Here is an 18,344-nt window from a genome sequence, read left to right on the forward strand (position 1 = left end):
AACGGGGTCGTGGTGCCCCAAATCTGCTCGAACTGATCGGCAAATGATTCGAATATGCCGTGCGGAGATGCGTCGGTGTTCAATTGCGCAGGTAGACGGCGATGTACGGGCCGATCATCGGGGCGGTGACGAGGTCGAGTTGGCCGGTGCCGCGTAGGTCTATCAGTTCGGTGGATTCGAGGGTGAAGGGGGCGGGGTACCACTCGGTGCGTGTGAATCCGCCGTGGCCGTCGCCGCGCCAGAGGGTTACGTAGGCGGTGACGGAGTCGGCGGTGATCATGTCCAGGTTGCCGGTGCCGTAGAGGTCGGCGAGTGCGAGGCCTGCGGTTCCGGGGCTTGCGTAGGAATAGCGCGAGGCCAGTAGGGTGCCGTGGCCGTCGTTCAGCCAGACGTTGAGGCCGCCGAGACTGGTTACCCCGACCACATCCGGGTGTCCGTCATTGTTGACATCGGCGCTGCGGATGGCTTCTTGGACCAGGTCCGGGCCCAAAAGGGTTTGGTTTCGGCCGAATCCGCCGTGACCGTCGCCGTACAGGGCGTTCAGGACGACGGGGACTCCCGAGGCGACGATCAGGTCGAGGTTGCCGTCGCCATCGAGATCCGCGGTCTCCAGCCCGACCGACGCGAGTCCGGCCGCCACGGTGTGTCCGATGAACCCGCGCGCACCGTCGGCCAGGAACACCGTCGACGGCGTTGCCGCCACCGCGAAGTCCAGGTGCCCGTCATGGTCGAAATCCCCGGCTCGAATAGCACCGGGAGCCAATCCTTGTGCGAAGTACCTGCGTTGATCGGCAAAGCCCCCGAGGCCGTCCCCGTAGAGAATCACCATCTCGCCGATGGCATTCGACACGATCAGATCGAGATGCCCATCGCCATCGAGATCGACCGCGGTCACCGCGTCGGGCGCGACACCGGTGGGGATGTAGCGCGGCGCGGCGAAGGTCCCGTCTCCATTGCCGCGCAACATCTGTATGCCGAACCCGCATTCGTCGGTGACTACGAGATCGACCCGCCCGTCGCCGTCGAAATCCCCGTGCGCGATGGCCTCGGCCGTCGGCGACACTCCGCACAGCGTCACCGGCACCAGCCGCCCGGGAGCGAACGTGGTTCCCGAACTCGCCGCCGATCCGGTGTCCGAATCCGCCTGGGCGCTCCCGGGAACCAGCGAAAGTGTCAATGCCGTCGCAACCGCGATCCCCCAGACGTCTCGCCGCGGCACCCGTCGCCGATACCCGCTCAGCGCATTGAACGTCATGATCAGGACTGTATTTGCGGTCGGCACCCGGCCGTTTGCCCAGAGCTGCCAGTTCATTGGCGATTGGCGACACCACATCCGCGACCGGCTGGGAATTGGGAGGGATTAACCTGATCAGCTTGCCGATCTCGGTGAACCGGTGGCATTAGGTTGTATGACATGGGTAAATGTGGTTCTGGCAACCCGGATGAGGTCGGGGTGGAGTTGCGCCTGCTCGTCGGGCAGCTCTTTCGGGAGTTGCGCAATGACATGACCGTCAGCGGGCTGAGTGTGCCGGAGCTGTCGGTGCTGGGGCGGTTGGATCGCGATGGGTCGGTAACCGCGGTGGAATTGGCTGCGGCCGAACAGGTTACGCCGCAGGCCATGGCGCTGACGGTGGCGAGCCTGCATGATCGCGGGCTGATCAGCAAGACCAAAGATGAGCGCGATAAGCGCAGACTGCTGCTGGAGACGACCGCTGCTGGGCGGACCGCGATGAACGCCCTGCGCACCGGGGGAGCGGATCGGGTGGTGAAGGCGCTCGAGATGGAGTTCACCGCAGCTGAGGTGGAGCGGATCGCCGATGTGCTGCCGCTGCTGGCTCGACTGCGAGATCGGTTGTAGGACGGTCTATTTCGTCGGTGTTATCGGCCAGCGGGGTCTCGCGCAGGAACCAGGACAGTATGAAGGCGAGGACCGCGGTCGGAGCCGCGAGCAGAAATACGTAGGTCAGGGCGTCAGCGTACCCACCGGCGACAATCGCTCGAATAGGCGCCGAGACCGTCTTCAAGACGCCGGGATCGGATTGCACCTGATGCGCGATCCCGGTGTCGGCGAGGGCGATTCGGCCGGAGTTGATCATCGAGGTGATCTCGGTGGCGAGTTCGGCGCTGAACAGGGTGCCGAAGACAGCGGTGCCGAACGAGCCGCCGATGGTGCGGAACAGGGTCACGCCCGAGGTGGCGACACCGAGTTCGGCACGGGGTGCGTCGTTCTGCACGACTGTGGTCAATACCTGTGTGACGCAGCCCAATCCGAGGCCCAGTATCAGGAGATACGCCGAGGAGAGCCAGGCTGAGGTGTGCCCGGTCATGGTCGACAGCAGCAGTAGCCCGACCGCGACCAGTGCGCTGCCTACGATCGGAAACACTTTGTATCGCCCCCAGCGACTCAACAGTTGTCCGCTGACGATCGACATCAGGATCATCCCGCCCATCAACGGCAGCAACCGCAGGCCGGAGACGGTGGCGGTGACGCCGTAGACCACCTGCTCGAACAGGGGCATATAACTGGTCGCCCCGAATTGCGCCAGGCTGATGAGGAATCCGATCGCGGCGGCCAATACGAATATCGGCCGTCGGAAAAGGTGCAGCGGGAGTACCGGTTCCGCGGCGCGACGCTCGGCCCACACGAAACCGAGTGCAGCCGTGACGGTTCCAGCGCACAGCCCGAGAACCGGTGCCGAATCCCACCCGTAGGTGGTCCCGCCCAGGGTGACCACGAGCAGCAGGCAGGTGATGGCGGCCCCGAGCAGCACAATCCCGAGATAGTCGATACTCGCTTCGGCCGCAACGGGTTTCGGCAGTCGCAGGTATACCGCGATGACCGCGAGCGCGAGCGCGCCGATCGGCAGGTTGATGTAGAAGACCCACCGCCACGACAGCTCATCGGTGAAGAATCCGCCGATCAGTGGACCCGCCACACTCGCCAGTCCGAAGACGGCCCCGAAGATCCCCATGTAGCGGCCGCGTTGGCGCGCGGACACCACATCGGCGATGATCGCCTGCGACACCACGATCAGCCCACCCCCGCCCAGGCCCTGTATCCCGCGAAAGGCGATGAGCTCTCCCATATTTCGCGACAGCCCGGCCAATACGGAACCGGCGAGGAACACCGCGATCACGATGAGGAAGATCGGCTTGCGGCCGAACAGATCGCCGAGCTTGCCCCACAGCGGTGTGCTGACCGCCATCGCCAGCAGATACGCCGTCAGCACCCATGACAGCAGGCTCAGCCCGCCCAGATCCCCCACGATGGTCGGCAGTGCGGTGGACACGACGGTCTGGTCGAGGGCGGCGATGAACATCGCGAGCATGAGTCCGGTGAACACCGGCCACAGCGCGGTCTTCGCGGTGCTCGGGGCGCTCATAAGTGTCCGCCTCGGTCAGGGTTCCCCGTCTCGGACTGCCCCGCGGTCTGAGATCCGCTCTCCCGCAGCGCGGTTCGCACCACCGACGACAGCGGTGTCGTATCGCGGCCGATGAGCCGGTGCAGATCCCCACTGCGCATATCGAACCACCCCGCGGCGATGCCGATTTCATTGTCGGCCGCCTCCGCGGCGACGCTGCGCGGCAGGCCCGTCTCGACCAGCGCCTCCGCGTACGCATCGGGTTCGAGCATGCGATAGGCGACCGGCCGATGTGCCACCGCCGCAATGCATCCGGCGATCTGAACACCGGACAGTGCGTAATCGCCGCCGAGTTCATAGACCACTCCGGCATGCCCGTCCGTGGTGAGGACCGTCGCCGCCGCGGCCGCGTAATCGGCGATCGCCGCCCCGGACACCCGCCCCGCGCCCGCCGCGCCGAGCAACTCTCCGCGAGCGATCACCGCATCGAGTCCGGCCGTGTAATTCTCCCAGTACCAATCGTGCCGCAGCATCGTCCACGGTATCGGTGAGGTGCGCAGCATGGCCTCGGTGCCGCGATGCGCCTCGGCGAGCATTGTCGGATTGCCTTGCGCGCGAACCATACTGGTGTAGGCAATCGACTCGACCCCGGTGCGCACCGCGGCATCGATCACATTGCGGTGCTGGCGAACCCGCCGCTGCCGACTGCTGCTCGAGATGAGCAGCAGCCGATTCACCCCCGCCAGCGCCCCCGTCAGGGTGTCACGCCAGTCGTAGTCGCCGTATTCGACCCGAACTCCACGGTCCGACAGATCCGTCGTCTCCTGCGGATTGCGCACGATCGCGACAATGCGCTCCGCCGGAACTCCTCGAATAAGCAACTCATCGACAACGGCCCTGCCCAGACGCCCGCCGGCACCCGTGACCCCAATGACCATGCTGTGCCTCCCGCATCCCGGCCGGTTGACGAAATCCGAAAATGATCAAGCAGACTTAATCAAGCTAACTTGATGAATATGGTGCGTCAAGGGGTACCGCGCGGAGGTGCTGCACAGTAGCTCCGCGATCCGTACGGGTGCTGAACTCCAGTGATAGCCTGTCGGCGGTCGCCGAATTCGGAGGCTGTGGAGTGTCCGACTGATAGCTGTGAATGTTCTCGTTCGCCGGTTACGGCCGAACATGCCGGCCGCGGACGACGTGACGCTAGGCGGTTGGGCATGGCTGGTACGCGATCGGGTGAGCGGCTGGGCCGGGTGATCCCGTTTCCGGGAACGGCACAGGCTGCTGAGCGGTCGATGTCGACGAATCGTCTGGTTCGCGAGGCGAAGCTGGCCAAACTTCCGATCGCCTATGTGGGGCGGCGCATGGCGGGGCGCGGACGGCGGATGCTGGGCGGCTCGGCCGGTGATATCGAGCGGGATATCCAATTGCGTACCGCCGAGCACATTTTCGAGGTTCTCGGGGAACTGAAGGGCTGTGCGGCCAAGGTCGGTCAGATGGCGGCGGTCTACCGTTCGATCCTGCCGTTCGATGCGGCCGGGCCCGAATGGGCGAATCTGGCCGAAGCCGTGGGGGAGGCGATGGGCCGCCTGCAGGATTCGGTGCCGCCCATGATGCCCGCACTGGTGCACCAGGTGATGACCGCGAACTTCGGGCCCGAGTGGCGCGCACGATTCCGGACATTCGACGACCGCCCGGCCGCGGCGGCCTCGCTCGGGCAGGTACACCGCGCGGTCTGGCACGACGGCCGCGAGGTGGCCGTGAAGGTCATGTACCCGGGCGCGCGGGATGCGGTCGAATCCGATCTCAACATGCTGCGCAGTGTGTCGGGCATTATCGGCGCGGTCATGCCCGGTGCGGATGTGCGAGCCATCGTGAACACGGTGTGCGCCATCGTGGGCGATGAGCTGGATTATCGGCGCGAAGCCGCCCATCAGCAGGTCTTCGCGGACTGCTACGCGGGGAATGCGAAGTTCTCGGTACCGAACGTCGTCGAATGCGCCGATGAGGTGCTGATCAGCGATTGGATCGACGGGGTTCCGCTCGGCGACCTGGTCGACTCCGGATCTCCGGATGACCGCAGCCGCGCGGGTCTCGCGATTATCGAATTCGTCGAATCCGGCAAGGAACGCTGTGGACTCCTCTACAGCGATATCCACCCCGGCAATTTCCTGCTGCTACCGGACGGTCGAATGGGCGTCGTCGATTTCGGCGCGTGCGCCGATATGCCGCCGAACTTCCGCCGCATCGTCTTCGAGATCGGTGACGCCCTCTACAACGGCACCCACGAGGACCTCGAAAACGCCTTGCGCACACACGGTTTCGTGCGTCCCGGCCAGGAGTTCGATGTCCGGGAATTCGCCGATATCGTCGCCCCGTTCCTGGATGTGCTGTTGCGGAACGACTTCGACCTCTCACCGGAGTGGATGCGCGAACAGGTCGCCGAGATCGCGAAAATCCGTCTCTCCAACGTCTTTCGGCAGATGACCCTGCCGCCCGAGTTCACCGTGGTAGCTCGCGCCGCCGCGACCTGTATGGGCGTGCTGTGTCAATTGCGCACCGAGGGGCCGATCCGCGAGGAATTCCTGACCTGGTGGCCCGAGCTCGCCGAGGTGATCCGCCGATACGAGGCGCGCAACGCCGATCTCAGGCAGATTCGGCCGATGCGTGCAGGTGGTGCCCGGCCGGGGCGGTGAGTCCGGCGAACTTCTCTATGACCCGCTGGTGATAGAGCGCGAGCATATCGCCCACCAGGGCGTATTCGGCCTCGTGCGGAGGTTCGGAGCGGTTGAGCGCATTCACCAGCGCCCGCCAAATCAGCACGTGCGCGGAAGGATCGGCCGTGTAGTACGCCTCCACCGCCTCGGGTACATCGAGAATCACCCCGGCCAGCGAATTGAGCAGCGCGACCGAGGCCGATTGGCCGATCGCGATCGCTATCTCGCGCAATAGATCGAACTCCCGCGCGAGGAATTCGGTGAGATCGGTATCGCGTTGCCGCGCAGCGGCTTCCATCGCGTCCACGATCGCGACGAGCTGCGCGGGCTCGGGCCGCGGCGACAGCAGAAAGTAACTACCGAGCAGATCGATGACCAGGTCCCGGCCGATGTTCACGATATCGGCGAAAATGGCGACGGCCTGCGGGGGATCGCCCATCGACAGGCGAAACACCGTGCCGTACACATCGAATCCGCCGCGCCGCCGCACATCCTGAACGACGAATCCGCGCCCGCGCTCGGCGATGACGAAGCGTGACGCCTCGAGTCGGCTCAGCGCCACCTGGGCGGTGGATTTGCTGATTCCGAATTCATCGGCGAGTTTGCGCACGGACGGCATCAGCGTGCCCGGTCGATAGTGTCCCGTCACGACGCGGGTGCCCAATTCGTCGGTCACCTCGGACGCTCCGGTTTGGCTACCCACCCGATGTCCCCTCTTGGCAATGCTGTCCGCAACTGTCTAGGACAGCGTACTGTACCGATTGTGCAGCGTGGCGTGATGAGAGCTCGATCGTGAATTCGCACAACGAGACTCGATGGTCGCGCAAACTCGGACTACCGCGCGCGGGACTGCCCGGCGCTCGCAATCTGCAACTGGCCGCACTGCCCGCCGCGTACGCCGGACGCCACACGGTGGGGATGGGCAAACGCCTGCTCGGCACCCCCGGGGACACGGTGCGAGACGAGATCCGGGAGCGCACCGCCCAGCACGTATTCGAGGTTCTGGGCAGCCTGCGCGGCTGCGCTGCCAAACTCGGGCAGATCCTGGCGCTGTATCCCGGTGGCGTCCCCGAGGATGTCGCAGGTCCCTATCGTGAGGCGCTGGCACGCCTGCAATATGCCGCGCCGCCAATGCTTCCCGCCGCGGTGCACGCCGCGCTGACCGAGTACCTGGGCCCGGACTGGCGCGCGGACTTCCTGGAATTCGACGACCGGCACTCGACGGCCGCCTCGATAGGGCAGGTGCACCGGGCGATCTGGCGAGATGGCACACCGGTGGCGGTGAAGATCCGGTATCCCGGAGTGACCGAATCCATCGAATCCGATATGCGCCAACTGCGGCGGGTGGCCTACCTCGTCTCGGTGCTGTTGCCAGGCATGGATATCGAAGCCCTGGCCGATGAGGTGTGTGCGGGTATCCGGCGCGAGCTCGACTATCGGGGTGAAGCGAACAATCAGCGGGCGTTCGCCGAAAAGTACCGGGACGACCCGGAATTCGTGGTGCCGCGGGTCATCGATCAGCGCGGTGGTGTGCTCATCAGCGAATGGCTTGAGGGTGATCCACTCACCACGCTACTCGGGCGCGGTGAGCGAGCGGAGTCGCGAGATCGACTGGGCGCATTGATCATTCGCTTCTGCCTGCGGAGCCTTCCACGCGTCGGCCTGATCTACTGCGACCCCCACCCCGGTAATTTCCTGGTACTGCCGGACGGACGCCTGGGCGTGGTCGACTTCGGTGCGTGCCCGCGTCCGCCCGCCGGGATCGAGGTCTTGGTCGCGGCCATGCTCGAAGCCGGGCTCAACGGAGATCCCGACGGACTCTCGGCGATGCTGCGCAAATACGAATTCCTGCGCGACGAACAGGAATTCGACGCCGCCGAATTCCTCCGGATACTGGAGCCCTTCCGCCGCGTCGCCGTGGACCCCACGACGACCTTCACCTCGACCTGGCTGCGCGCCAGGATGGCCGAGGGTCTGAACCTGCGTTTGAGCAATGTGCACAGGCGGCTGGCCATGCCGCCGGAGCTGTCGTCGTACTGCCGGATGCTGTTGACCTTGGTCGCGGTGCTGGCACAGTTGGAAGCGACCGTCGCGGTCGGCGAGATCGTCGCCGACCACCTTCCGGAGTTCGCCGCGATCTGCGCCCGGGCCGAGCACCAGGACAGCTGACACGGCTACGCGGAGTCGCCGGTCCCGAGGGATACGCGGACGGCCTCCGATGCGAGGTCGCTCACCGTGCAGCTCAGAAAACTCGGCCGCTCGGGATCCAGCACGACCTGCTGCCCCTTGATCGCTCGCGTGGTCGCCGGGGTGAGCACATAGCGCGGCCAGCTGGTTCGCGCCACCGTCACCCGCAGGCGGTGTCCCGCGCGCAGCACGGCCTCGGTGGCGTTGATATCGATATCGAGCTCGTGTTCGACCCCGGGCACGACCGGCAGCAGCGCCTCGGCCGTGAGCGGATGCACCGCGACCAGCAGTTCGCCGTCGACACGGGTCGAGGCGAGCTCATCGACGGCCCGACGCGAGGATTTCAACGCACCGCGGGTCAGCACGGTCGAGGTGCCGTCAGGAGCGACATCGCACACGGTGACTGCCCAGAACGCCTCGGTGCCGGTGGCCAGCACGGTCAGGTGCAGGTTCGCCGGGCCGTGCAGCAGGATGTCCGCCTCGAACGGCGCGCTGGTGAACGCCAGAGCCGAGGATTCGGCGGTTCGGTTGTCGTGCACCCATTTTCGCCCCAGTAGTGCGGGCAGACCCGCACCCACCCAGGTGGTGTTGTGCGAGATCGGACCGGTGCGGGTGCGCGGCAGGGTCAGCCGGGATTGGTCCCCGGGCTCGGCGGTGAGACTGCCGTCGACACCCGCGTGCGCGGCGGTGTGACTCGGTGCGGCGGACAGATACCAACGGCGCACGGACGCAGCGGGATCGGCGAATTCGTCGCGGGTGACCCACTCGCCGCCGAGTCGGCGCAGCGTGACCGGGCCGTACCGATCGATGCCGTTGTCGATCCCTTTGGTCCAGCGGTCGAACCACGCGCACTGCAATTCATCCAGGCGCTGCGGATGCCCCGGCGTACCGAATCCGGTACCGGGCGTCGCGTGGTAGGCATCGTCCATCACCAGCTGCTTGGCGCCCGGCTCGAGCCGAAGCTGTTGATAGATCAGCGGATTCGATCGGTCGAACAGATCGTGCCAGCCACCGTGCACCCAGGTCGGCACATCGATTCCGGTGATATCGGGGCGGCGGTCCAGCTCGGCCTGCTTGTAGAAGTTCTCCGGATGTCCGGCCCACAGTCCCGCACCCGCGATAGCGCCGATCTTGGTGGCGGGGCTGGCCGCGCGATCACGCAGATAGCGCAGCAGCACACCGGATTTCATCAGACCGGGCACCGTCGGAGCCCATTTGGCGGCATTGACCACGCCCAGCCAGCCCATGATGAAAATGCTGTGCGCACCGCCGGTGTACATCAGATCCCTGGCGAAATCCGCGGACCCCTCGACCGCGAATACCGCTTTCAGGCCCGGTGGCCGTCGCCCCGCGGCCAGCAGGGCGGCCATCGCGGAGTAGGAGATGCCCGACAGACCCAAAGTGCCATCGCACCAGGGCTGTTCGCGCACCCAGGCCAGGACCTCCTGGAAATCCTGCTGCTCGCGCTCGTCCTGCATCCCCATCACGCCGGTGGAACTGCCGGTACCTCGGACGTCCACGTGCACGTACACATATCCCCGCGAGATCAACGTGCGGCTGGGCCGGATGACGTCCACGGCACCACCGCCCAAGGCGCGCACTACTTCCCGGGCTCCGGCACGACCTCCGGGCGACGGCCGCAATCGGCGGTTGAGCCGGGTGCCCAGCGCGTGTCCCAGACCCAGCAGCGGTGCGGCACGATCGATCGCGGTCTTGTTGTACGGCGTGAAGGTCACCACTGCGGGCAACGGGTCCCGCACGACGTCCCCGCCCCGCCGAGCGGGGCGGAAGATATCGGCGGAAAGTGTTGCCCCATCGGACATTCGGATCCCGGCTCCGCGCTCGACTCGAACGCCGGGGTACTGCGCCGGACCGATCTCGAAGCGGGCGTCATGACCCGTCCGCGAATGCCGTTCCGGGCGCGACGCATAGCTTCGTTGCTCAGTCACACTCTCGACAGTACGGTCGCGCCGCGATCCGGTCAATGATTGTCTGGGACAGCTGTCGTGCGCACGGCAACCGCTATGCGTTGCGGACCGATTCGGGCAACTGCTCCCAGCGCTCGGCAATCGAGGCCCGAATGGAGTCCGCCAGGCGCGCCGCCCCGTGCCCGACCACCGGTGCCAGGGTGGGTGCGATCCGGCCCAGCCACCACAGCACCCGCCCGTAGCCGGGCTGAATGACGATGGCGCGATTGCGCTGTACCGCGCGCAGCACCTTGCGGCCGTGCACCACGGGATCCTGGAGGATGAAGTCGGGCAGGTAGTGCCCGAGATAGCCGAATCGGCGGTAAAGCGCAGCGAGATAACCGAATTCGGGCGCATTGCCGTCGAGTCCCGCATTGGCACCCGCCACGATATCGGTATGCACCGCGATCGGGCATACGGCGGTGACGTGAATGCCGTGCGCGGACGCCTCCCCGCGCAGCGAGAGCGTCATTCCGACCACCGCGAACTTCGCCGTGTTGTACGGGCCCAGATAGGAGAACGGCGTGAACCCGGCCATGGACGCGGTATTGACGATGCCACCGAACCCCTGCTCCACCATGATCTTGTACGCGGCGTCCACCCCGTAGGCGACGCCGGCGATCATGACGTCGATCGCCTTGCGCCAGTGCGCGACCGTGAGCTCCTCCACTGGCCCGCCGATGAACAACCCGGCATTGTTGAACATCAGATCCAAGCGGCCGAACCGGTCCTTGACCCCGTGCACGGCCGCGGCCACCGCGTTCGGATCGGTGACGTCCAGCAGCGCCGCCTCGGCTTTGCCCGGACCACGGACGGTCAACCGCTCGGCGACCTGCTTCGCGCCGATCTCGTTGATATCGGTGACGAGCACGAAGTAGCCCTGCTCGACAAGCGCTGTGGCATAACCCATTCCGATGCCGGACGCGGCACCGGTCACAATCGCCGTTTTCATTTCGATCCCGCTCCCGCCAGATCGGCCGCAGCGCCCGCAGACGCCGCGAGCACGGTGGATGGCAGCGCGTGGAAGGTGAAGTCCCGCGTGCGCAGGAACCGCGCCGCCCGCCACTGGCTCAGCACCGTGGTGGGCCGAATCGCCAGCTCGTTCTGATAGTTCACGTAGTAGGTATTCGATCCCGCGCACGGCGCGGCCATCCACATCGAACCCTCGGCGCGCTCCACGCACATGCGCGCGAAATCGTCGAACGGCTGCTGTTTGACCTCGACACGGGTGGCGCCCCGGCGGCGCGGCGCCGCTATCGCGCGACTGGTGAGGATGGCGTTGTTCTCCGCCGTGGTCAGAATCGACGATGGCACAATGGTATTGGGGCCACAGCAGACCAGGAACAGATTGGGCCAGCCGGGCACCGTCACCCCTTCGTACGCGTGGTAGTGGTTCTCGTGCCAGTAGTCCCCGAGCTCGCGGTCGTGCATGCCGTGGATCGGCATACCGGGCGCGAACCCTCGCTCGCAGACGCGGAATCCGGTGGCGCACACCAGCACATCGAGCTCGTGGGCGGTGCCGTCCGCGGTGATGACCGCGCGGTCGGTGATCTCGGACATCTTCTCGGTGATCAGTGCGACCCGGTCCTTCTGCTTGAAGGTCCGGAAGTACTCGTTGGACATCGAGGGGCGTTTGCAGCCCGGCGCGTAGCTGGGAACCAGCTTGTCCGCCAATTCCTTGTCTCGCAGCCATATTCGGGTCGCCGATTGCGCTGCTCGGGTGACATAGGGGATGGCGGCCGGGGTCGCGCCCAATGCCCGCACCCCGACGACCAGCGCCGCGTCCAGGGCGGTCGCGATCGTGTAGCGGACGGCCCTGCGCAGCACCGGACCCTTCAGCGCGCGGTCCAGACCCCAGTCGATGCGAATATCGGGTTTGGGGGCCAGCCAGATCGGGGTGCGCTGGAACACCGTGAGATGGCTTGCGATCTTCGCCATTTCGGGAATGATCTGCAAACCGCTGGCTCCCGTGCCGATCACCCCGATTCGCTTACCCGTGTAGTCGTACTCGTGATCCCACTGCGAAGAGTGCACGACCTTGCCCGCGAACTTCTCTATGCCGGGTATCTCCGGCAGCTTCGCCTGTTCGAGAATCCCCAGTGCGGGAACGAGATACCGGCAGGTGAGCTGCGATCCGTCGGCGAAATCCAGCTGCCACAGATGGGTGCTGTCATCCCATTTCGCGCCGGTGAAGGTGACCCCGAGCCGAATGCGGTCACGCAAGCCGTACTTGTCGACGATGTGTTCGGCGTAGGCCTGCACCTCGTGGCCGGGTGGAAACAGCCGGCTCGAGCGGAACGGCTCATAGGAGAAGCTGTAGTAGATGGCGGGAATGTCCACGGCTATGCCCGGATAGGTGTTGGCCCACCAGGTTCCGCCGATACCGTCGTGCTTCTCCAGCAGGATGAAGTCCTCGATGCCCTGCCTGCGCAGTTCGACCCCGGTGGCGATACCGCCGAAGCCCGCTCCGATGACGACTACCTCATGGTCTGGGGTTGACATCGCCACCCCTTTCTTGTTGGTGCCATTGCGTTTTCGGTCCCGAGACCGTTCGCCACGCCTGCTCTGACTGTCTAGGACAGTTGGCCGCACTGTCAAGCATCGGGGGTATTTCGGCAGGTAACTTTCCAATATTGTCTGAGACAATCTATGCTTCGACTGTCGCGCCGACGCCGATCGGCCGACTGTCTCCAACGAGGAAGGCATCTGATGTTTCGGGGTATTCGAGATCCGCGCCTGGTGTTCATCACCGGTGCGGGCAGTGGAATCGGACGCGCGACCGCGCTGCGCTTCGCCGGTATGGGAGCGGCGGTGATCGCCACCGATATCGACCAGGCCACCGCGGCCGCCACCGCCGAACGGATCGTGAACTCCGGCGGCCGGGCCACCGCGCACCAGCTCGACGTCGCGGACGAAGCGGCCTGGTTCCGGGTGGCCGATATGGTCTTCGAACGGCACGGGGTCCCGGATGTGCTGGTCAACAATGCCGGATACGGCTTGATCGCACCGTTCCTGGAACAGACCCGGTCGATGTGGGATCGGCAGCTCGCGGTCAATCTCGGTGGGGTGGTTCATGGTTGCCGTGCCATCGCACCGCTCATGGTCGGCGAACGCCGGGGTCATATCGTCAACGTCGCCTCGGTGGCGTCCTGGATGCCCGCGCCGTTCTGGCCGTCCTACGCCACTTCGAAGGTGGCGGTGCGGATGTTCTCCGAGAGTCTGCGCGGTGAGCTCGCGGCGCATCGGGTCGGGGTCAGCTGTGTCTGCCCGGGTGCGGTGGCCACCAATATCGTGGCCAATGCCGAAGTGGTGACCAGCGCGTTCGATGACGACGCCGAACGCCAGGACGCGGCGACCGCCACGATTCAGTCGCTGGTACACAACCTGGGCCCGAAACTGGGCTTCGGGCCGGACGTCATCGCGCGCGGGATCGTGCGGGCCGCGCGCTACGACATCGGCGTGCTGCCGGTGCGGCCCGAGGCGTGGCTGATCGAGTCCTGTTACCGGCTCTCGCCCGCATTGACCGGTCGTGTGCTCGCGCAGGCCACTCCCGATCGCTTGAACCGGCTGGGCGCGGCCATCGCGCCGCTGCTGTCGCGCGGGCGCCGCGCCGACGTGGCGAGTTCGCTATGAAATCGACTGTGCGTCAACCGAATCTGGTGCTGATCACCGGCGCGGGGAGCGGTATCGGCAGGGCAACGGCGCGGTTGTTCGCCGAGGGCGGTGCGCATGTACTGGTCACCGATATCGATCCGGACGGTGCGCGGGCGACCGCGGAGCTGATCAGCGCAGCGGGCGGCCGCGCCACCGACTACCGGCTCGATGTCACCTCCGACGCCGAGTGGGTTCGGTTGATCGCCGATATCCGTGCGGCCCATGGCATTCCGGACGTGCTGGTCAACAACGCGGGCATCGGCCTGGCGGGTGGCTTTCTCGAGCAACCCGAATCGGCGTGGGACAAACAGCTGGCGGTCAATATCGACGGCGTGGTCACCGGGTGTCGCCATATCGCCCCGCTCATGGTGGCCGCGCGGCGCGGACACATCGTCAATATCTCGTCCGGGATGGCTTTCGCGCCCGTACCGCTGACCGCGGGCTACAACACCTCCAAAGCGGCGGTGCTGATGTTCTCCCAATGCCTGCGCGGCGAGCTGGCCCCGCACGGGGTGGGCGTGTCCGCGGTGTGCCCGGGAGTGGCGGCCACGCACCTCATCGACGGTGAGCTGACCACCGATATCGGTGTGGACGCCGACACATTCGTCAGGATCCAGCGGTTGATCACCGCGTTCGTCATCGAGTACGGTCCGCGGCTCGGATTCGGCCCGGAGGTCATCGCCGGCGGCATCGTGCGGGCGGTGCGCCACAATCGGGCGGTGCTGCCCGTGCGGCCGGAATCCTGGCTCGCATACGGGTTTTCGCGGCTCGCGCCCGGCACCGTGCGCTGGATCGCCGGGCAGATACGCCCCGACCGGCTCATCGCGGCGTCGCGAATCACCGCGCGGCTCATCCCCGAGCGCACCGCGCACGCGTTGGAACATGCGCTGACGTCCGAACCGCCCACAATCGCTGCCGCGGCAGCCGAATTCGGCCGCGCACTGCGCGCCCGGACCGTATGACGGCGTCAGGAGAACACGCATGTCGATTGCCGTATCGCCCGTCTCCAGCGTGACGGTCGAACTCGCCAACGAAGCCGACTGGCGCACCAGGCTGGTCTACAACGCCGGTCGCCGCAGCGTCCATCCACTACTCGGCGCACTGGGCAGGCTGGGCATCAATGTCGTTCGCGCCAAACAGGTTTTCGCGGTGACCAGCTACACCGATGCGCCCGCCGCCCTGTTGGTGCCGCCGCGCGGCACTCGCCGCCGGTCGGTCGCATTCGAGAAGTTCGGTGCGGAATGGTTGTGGGACAAGAGCATTCCCGATCCTGCCGCGCATCAGCACGGTGCCATCCTGTATTTCCACGGCGGTGGATTCATCGTGTGCCGGTTGCGCACCCATCGGAGGCTGGTGGCCCGCATCGCCAAGGCGAGCGCACTGCCCGCATTGAGCGTGGATTTCCGGCAGCTGCCGAAGGCGAGCTATAACGACATCATCGATGATGCGGTGGAGTCGTACCGGTATCTGCTCGGGCTGGGATTCCCGGCGGAAAAGATCATCCTGGCAGGCGATTCCGCCGGTGGGGGAGTGGCATTCCGGCTCGCCATCGCCACCCGGGAACGCGGACTGCCGGCACCGGGAGCCATTGCCGCGATCGCCCCGTGGGCGGACCTGGACTGGACCTATCGCAACGCCCACCCCAATGGCCCGTTCGATCCGCTCATCCCCCCGATCGGATATGAGGCGGTCGCGCGAATGGGATTCGCGCACAATGGAATCGTGGACCCGGCGCTCTCGGCGGTGAACCACGATTTCACCGGAATGCCACCGGCGCTGATCCAGACCGGCTCCAAGGAATGCGTACTGGCCGACGCCGAGCAGCTGGCGCGACGCTACGCCGACGCCAAGATCCCACTGACCCTGCAACTTTGGGACCGGGCCATCCACATTCACCAGGCAGGCGCCGACCTGCTGCCCGACGCCCGCCGCGCCATCGCCGATATCGCGGCATTCAATCGCCGCGTCATCGACGCTCGATGAGGAGAGATCACATGGCCAAACCGCAGTTCCGGCACAGCATCACCGCATGGATGGGCCGCAGACCCTTCCCCGTTCCCCAGGTATGGCGGGTCGTCGACGGTCTGCATCACACCGCCGACGGGGCGCTGACGATGGTCGAGAAGTTGCACTTCGGCGTTCGCGACCGCGTCGTGCTGACCACCGCATCGGGTCTCGGTGTTCCCGAATCGAGCATCACGGCCTTCCGCGATCGCCACACCCGGATATTCGGCGCGCTGTATCGCGGTCTGCGCGCTGCGCACTGGTACGTCTGATCCACTTGTTCTCCGCGAAGCGGACCTGGCGGGAATTGTCGGCGTGCTGTCCGCTGCGGTCGTGGAACCGGCCACCGCCGTCCCGCAGACTTCACTGCGAGGCGCGGCGGTGCCGCGAGACCTTTGTTCACTGGAGAGCGGAGAACTCGAATGGCACGCACCTGCGCAACTCGATCGATCACCGCGCGATTGCGTTGTGGTGTCGGTGTTTTCGGGGTCGGAATACTGGCGGCGGCGTTGCCGCTTTCGATTCCGGCCGCCGAAGCCACAGCAGAGACGCCCGGATGCGCTATCGCCTCCACCACCACGCTGATGTCGTGGTCGGCTCCGGGGCGGGACTGGGTGGAGAACATCGGTTATGACCGACAGGGAAACCTTTGGGTCACACACCTTTTCACCGGCAATGTCGAGCGCTACTCCCCATCGGGCGAATTGACCGCCACCGTGTGGATTCCGTTCCCCGCCGGAATCCGCCAGGGGCCGGACGGCCTGCTGTACATCAACTACGGTGACGCCCCCACCAGCCCGATTCCCGGATGGGGGTTCAGCGGCGTCGTCCGCCTGGACCCCGCCGCCGAGTCGCCCTCCCCGGAGCTGTTCGCGGTCGGCGCGAGCATGTCCAACGGCTCCGCATTCGACAGCGCGGGCAACCTGTACATCACCGACACCCTCGCGGGCATCACCCGCATCCGGCCCGACGGCGTCATCGACCGCGCCTGGTCGGATCGGGCTCGCCTCTTCGGGGCGAACGGCCTGTCCATCATCGGCGACACCCTATACGTGAGCGCCACAATGAGTTTGGGTGGAAAGCTCTGGCGGATGAGCGTCGCCGACCCTGGCCTGCGGAGCATCGTCACCCAGCTGAATCCCGACCAGATGCCCGCCCTGCCGGACGGTCTCGAAGCCGCCCCGGACGGAATGCTCTATGCCGCAACAGCACTCGGCCGCCTCGTGCAGGTGAACCCGACGACCGGCGCCACCTGCGACGCATACCATGGCGAGCCGCTGACCTCGGTGACGGTCGGCCCGGACGGCAGGCTGGTTCTGGGCACCGAACTGGGCAACGTACTGCGCCTGAATCCAGAGCTATAGGCCCTTGATGATGCGCCGGGGGCTCGGCCGGAAGTTCTCCTCATCGAACAGGACCCACTCGATCACCGCGATCTCGTACAACCGGGACGCGGCGTTCGGCATCGCCCGAAGAACCCCCGTCGCTTTCGGCCATCGCGCGGCGAAATCCTTCGCCAGGTCTTCTATTCCGACGCCGGGGAGCTCGCGAGCCACTCCGGTGAAGGACACTCCCCGCGCGACCTGGCCGAGTTCGACGATCGGGATATCGATGATCGCACCGGCGACCGCGGGGTTGCGGCTGATGTTCCGGGAGTGCTCTCGGTCCGTGCGTGAGATGAAATGCAATGTGTCGGGGCCGAATCGGGGCAGGTACCAGACACTGCACACCCGCGGTGAGCCGTCCTCGGCAATCGTCGACAGCTGCATCAACTTGCCGCCGGAGACGTAGTCCTCCAAGAGCCCGCGTTCATCCATGGTTTTCCCTTCGCGACGACCGAGTGACATTGTTCTAGGCAGTGTCTCCAATTTCGCGGTGCTCGCGCGGCCGATCGTTCACCGGATGGTTTCGTCGGCGAGGCGTTGCAGGTAGCTGGCGAATTGGCGCCGGTCCTGTTCGTTCCATGCCGCGGTGAGCTGGTCGAAGCAACTGCGTTGCCAGTCGTGCGATGCGGTCAGTAGATCGCGTCCGCGGTCGGTGAGTTGAACGACGACGCGGCGACGGTCGCGAGCGGAGTCGCCACGGGCCAGGTATCCGGCCGCGACGGCGTCACGCACCATGCGGCTGGCGCCGGAGTGGTCGAGACCGAGCTGCTCGGCAACATCGGTGACTGCCGCCTGTTCGCCTGTCCGTAGCGCGGCGGCGACGGCCTCCACGACCTGAATGTGCTGCACCCGTCGCTGCTCGGTGTCCGGTTCCTGGGTGACTCGGGTGAGTGCCTGGTTGCTCCAGCGGCGCGACCAGAAACGGACCAGCCGAAACAGGGCTGGTCCACCATCGACAGCGTTCCCGTCGGCCGTGGCCGAAGTGTTTCGAGCCTCATGTGTACCCACCCTCGACATTGTATGCGATACGCACCTATATTTGTATGCGGATCGCATACAAATACGCGT

Annotated in this window: 17 protein-coding genes; 8 read left to right on the forward strand and 9 right to left on the reverse strand. The window is 65.9% G+C overall.

The features are described 5' to 3' along the window. Positions 1–79 precede the first annotated feature (79 nt). Positions 80–1,255, reverse strand: coding sequence for an FG-GAP repeat domain-containing protein (locus ACFC4D_RS12405; RefSeq protein ID WP_376062808.1), 1,176 nt, complete (start codon positions 1,253–1,255; stop codon positions 80–82). Positions 1,256–1,414: 159 nt separating this feature from the next. Between ACFC4D_RS12405 and ACFC4D_RS12410 the strand changes: the two genes are divergently transcribed. Beyond that, on the forward strand, positions 1,415–1,858 hold the full coding sequence (locus tag ACFC4D_RS12410; RefSeq protein ID WP_376062809.1) for a MarR family winged helix-turn-helix transcriptional regulator: 444 nt from the start codon (positions 1,415–1,417) through the stop codon (positions 1,856–1,858). On the opposite strand, the gene ACFC4D_RS12415 is transcribed toward ACFC4D_RS12410, so the two are convergent. Further along, positions 1,788–3,383, reverse strand: a complete 1,596-nt coding sequence (locus tag ACFC4D_RS12415; RefSeq protein ID WP_376062810.1) for an MDR family MFS transporter — start codon at positions 3,381–3,383, stop codon at positions 1,788–1,790. The genes ACFC4D_RS12410 and ACFC4D_RS12415 overlap by 71 nt on opposite strands. Continuing rightward, positions 3,380–4,300, reverse strand: coding sequence for an NAD(P)H-binding protein (locus ACFC4D_RS12420; RefSeq protein ID WP_376062811.1), 921 nt, complete (start codon positions 4,298–4,300; stop codon positions 3,380–3,382). Before ACFC4D_RS12420 ends, ACFC4D_RS12415 begins: the two co-directional genes overlap by 4 nt. A 279-nt stretch (positions 4,301–4,579) precedes the next feature. On the opposite strand from ACFC4D_RS12420, the gene ACFC4D_RS12425 reads away from it, so the two are divergent. Continuing rightward, positions 4,580–6,058, forward strand: coding sequence for an ABC1 kinase family protein (locus ACFC4D_RS12425; RefSeq protein WP_376062812.1), 1,479 nt, complete (start codon positions 4,580–4,582; stop codon positions 6,056–6,058). On the opposite strand, the gene ACFC4D_RS12430 is transcribed toward ACFC4D_RS12425, so the two are convergent. Then, positions 6,009–6,782 carry a GntR family transcriptional regulator gene (locus ACFC4D_RS12430; RefSeq protein ID WP_376062813.1) on the reverse strand — a complete coding sequence of 258 codons (774 nt, stop codon included), beginning with the start codon at positions 6,780–6,782 and terminating at the stop codon, positions 6,009–6,011. The genes ACFC4D_RS12425 and ACFC4D_RS12430 overlap by 50 nt on opposite strands. 89 nt (positions 6,783–6,871) lie before the next feature. Here ACFC4D_RS12430 and ACFC4D_RS12435 point away from each other — a divergent pair, with 89 nt between their 5' ends. After that, positions 6,872–8,248, forward strand: coding sequence for an ABC1 kinase family protein (locus ACFC4D_RS12435; RefSeq protein WP_376062814.1), 1,377 nt, complete (start codon positions 6,872–6,874; stop codon positions 8,246–8,248). 5 nt (positions 8,249–8,253) lie between these two features. Here ACFC4D_RS12435 and ACFC4D_RS12440 read toward each other — a convergent pair whose 3' ends face one another. The 3 genes from ACFC4D_RS12440 to ACFC4D_RS12450 all read right to left on the reverse strand — a co-directional run bounded on the left by ACFC4D_RS12440 (position 8,254) and on the right by ACFC4D_RS12450 (position 12,735). Next, positions 8,254–10,215: a CocE/NonD family hydrolase gene (locus ACFC4D_RS12440; protein ID WP_376062815.1), complete on the reverse strand. Its 1,962-nt coding sequence runs from the start codon at positions 10,213–10,215 to the stop codon at positions 8,254–8,256. Positions 10,216–10,288: 73 nt separating this feature from the next. Further along, entirely contained in the window at positions 10,289–11,185 is an 897-nt protein-coding gene (locus ACFC4D_RS12445; RefSeq protein ID WP_376062816.1) for an SDR family NAD(P)-dependent oxidoreductase, read from the reverse strand. Continuing rightward, positions 11,182–12,735, reverse strand: a complete 1,554-nt coding sequence (locus ACFC4D_RS12450) for a flavin-containing monooxygenase (protein WP_376062817.1) — start codon at positions 12,733–12,735, stop codon at positions 11,182–11,184. Before ACFC4D_RS12450 ends, ACFC4D_RS12445 begins: the two co-directional genes overlap by 4 nt. 207 nt (positions 12,736–12,942) lie before the next feature. On the opposite strand from ACFC4D_RS12450, the gene ACFC4D_RS12455 reads away from it, so the two are divergent. The 5 genes from ACFC4D_RS12455 to ACFC4D_RS12475 all read left to right on the forward strand — a co-directional run bounded on the left by ACFC4D_RS12455 (position 12,943) and on the right by ACFC4D_RS12475 (position 17,255). Then, entirely contained in the window at positions 12,943–13,866 is a 924-nt protein-coding gene (locus tag ACFC4D_RS12455; protein ID WP_376062818.1) for an SDR family NAD(P)-dependent oxidoreductase, read from the forward strand. A gap of 8 nt (positions 13,867–13,874) precedes the next feature. Next, positions 13,875–14,849, forward strand: coding sequence for an SDR family NAD(P)-dependent oxidoreductase (locus tag ACFC4D_RS12460; RefSeq protein WP_376062819.1), 975 nt, complete (start codon positions 13,875–13,877; stop codon positions 14,847–14,849). A 19-nt stretch (positions 14,850–14,868) separates the two neighbouring features. Continuing rightward, positions 14,869–15,870: an alpha/beta hydrolase fold domain-containing protein gene (locus ACFC4D_RS12465; RefSeq protein ID WP_376062820.1), complete on the forward strand. Its 1,002-nt coding sequence runs from the start codon at positions 14,869–14,871 to the stop codon at positions 15,868–15,870. An 11-nt stretch (positions 15,871–15,881) separates the two neighbouring features. Beyond that, positions 15,882–16,163, forward strand: a complete 282-nt coding sequence (locus tag ACFC4D_RS12470; protein ID WP_375959458.1) for a hypothetical protein — start codon at positions 15,882–15,884, stop codon at positions 16,161–16,163. Between the two features lie 150 nt (positions 16,164–16,313). Beyond that, positions 16,314–17,255, forward strand: coding sequence for an SMP-30/gluconolactonase/LRE family protein (locus ACFC4D_RS12475; RefSeq protein ID WP_376062821.1), 942 nt, complete (start codon positions 16,314–16,316; stop codon positions 17,253–17,255). Here the strand turns inward: ACFC4D_RS12475 and ACFC4D_RS12480 are convergent. Continuing rightward, a complete protein-coding gene (locus ACFC4D_RS12480; protein ID WP_376062822.1) occupies positions 17,250–17,708 on the reverse strand; it encodes a pyridoxamine 5'-phosphate oxidase family protein in 459 nt (152 codons plus the stop codon). The genes ACFC4D_RS12475 and ACFC4D_RS12480 overlap by 6 nt on opposite strands. A gap of 78 nt (positions 17,709–17,786) precedes the next feature. Continuing rightward, entirely contained in the window at positions 17,787–18,284 is a 498-nt protein-coding gene (locus ACFC4D_RS12485; protein ID WP_376062823.1) for a MarR family winged helix-turn-helix transcriptional regulator, read from the reverse strand. Positions 18,285–18,344 lie beyond the last annotated feature (60 nt).

Origin of the sequence: Nocardia sp. NPDC056000, assembly GCF_042269265.1 — a bacterium.
GTDB lineage: Bacteria > Actinomycetota > Actinomycetes > Mycobacteriales > Mycobacteriaceae > Nocardia.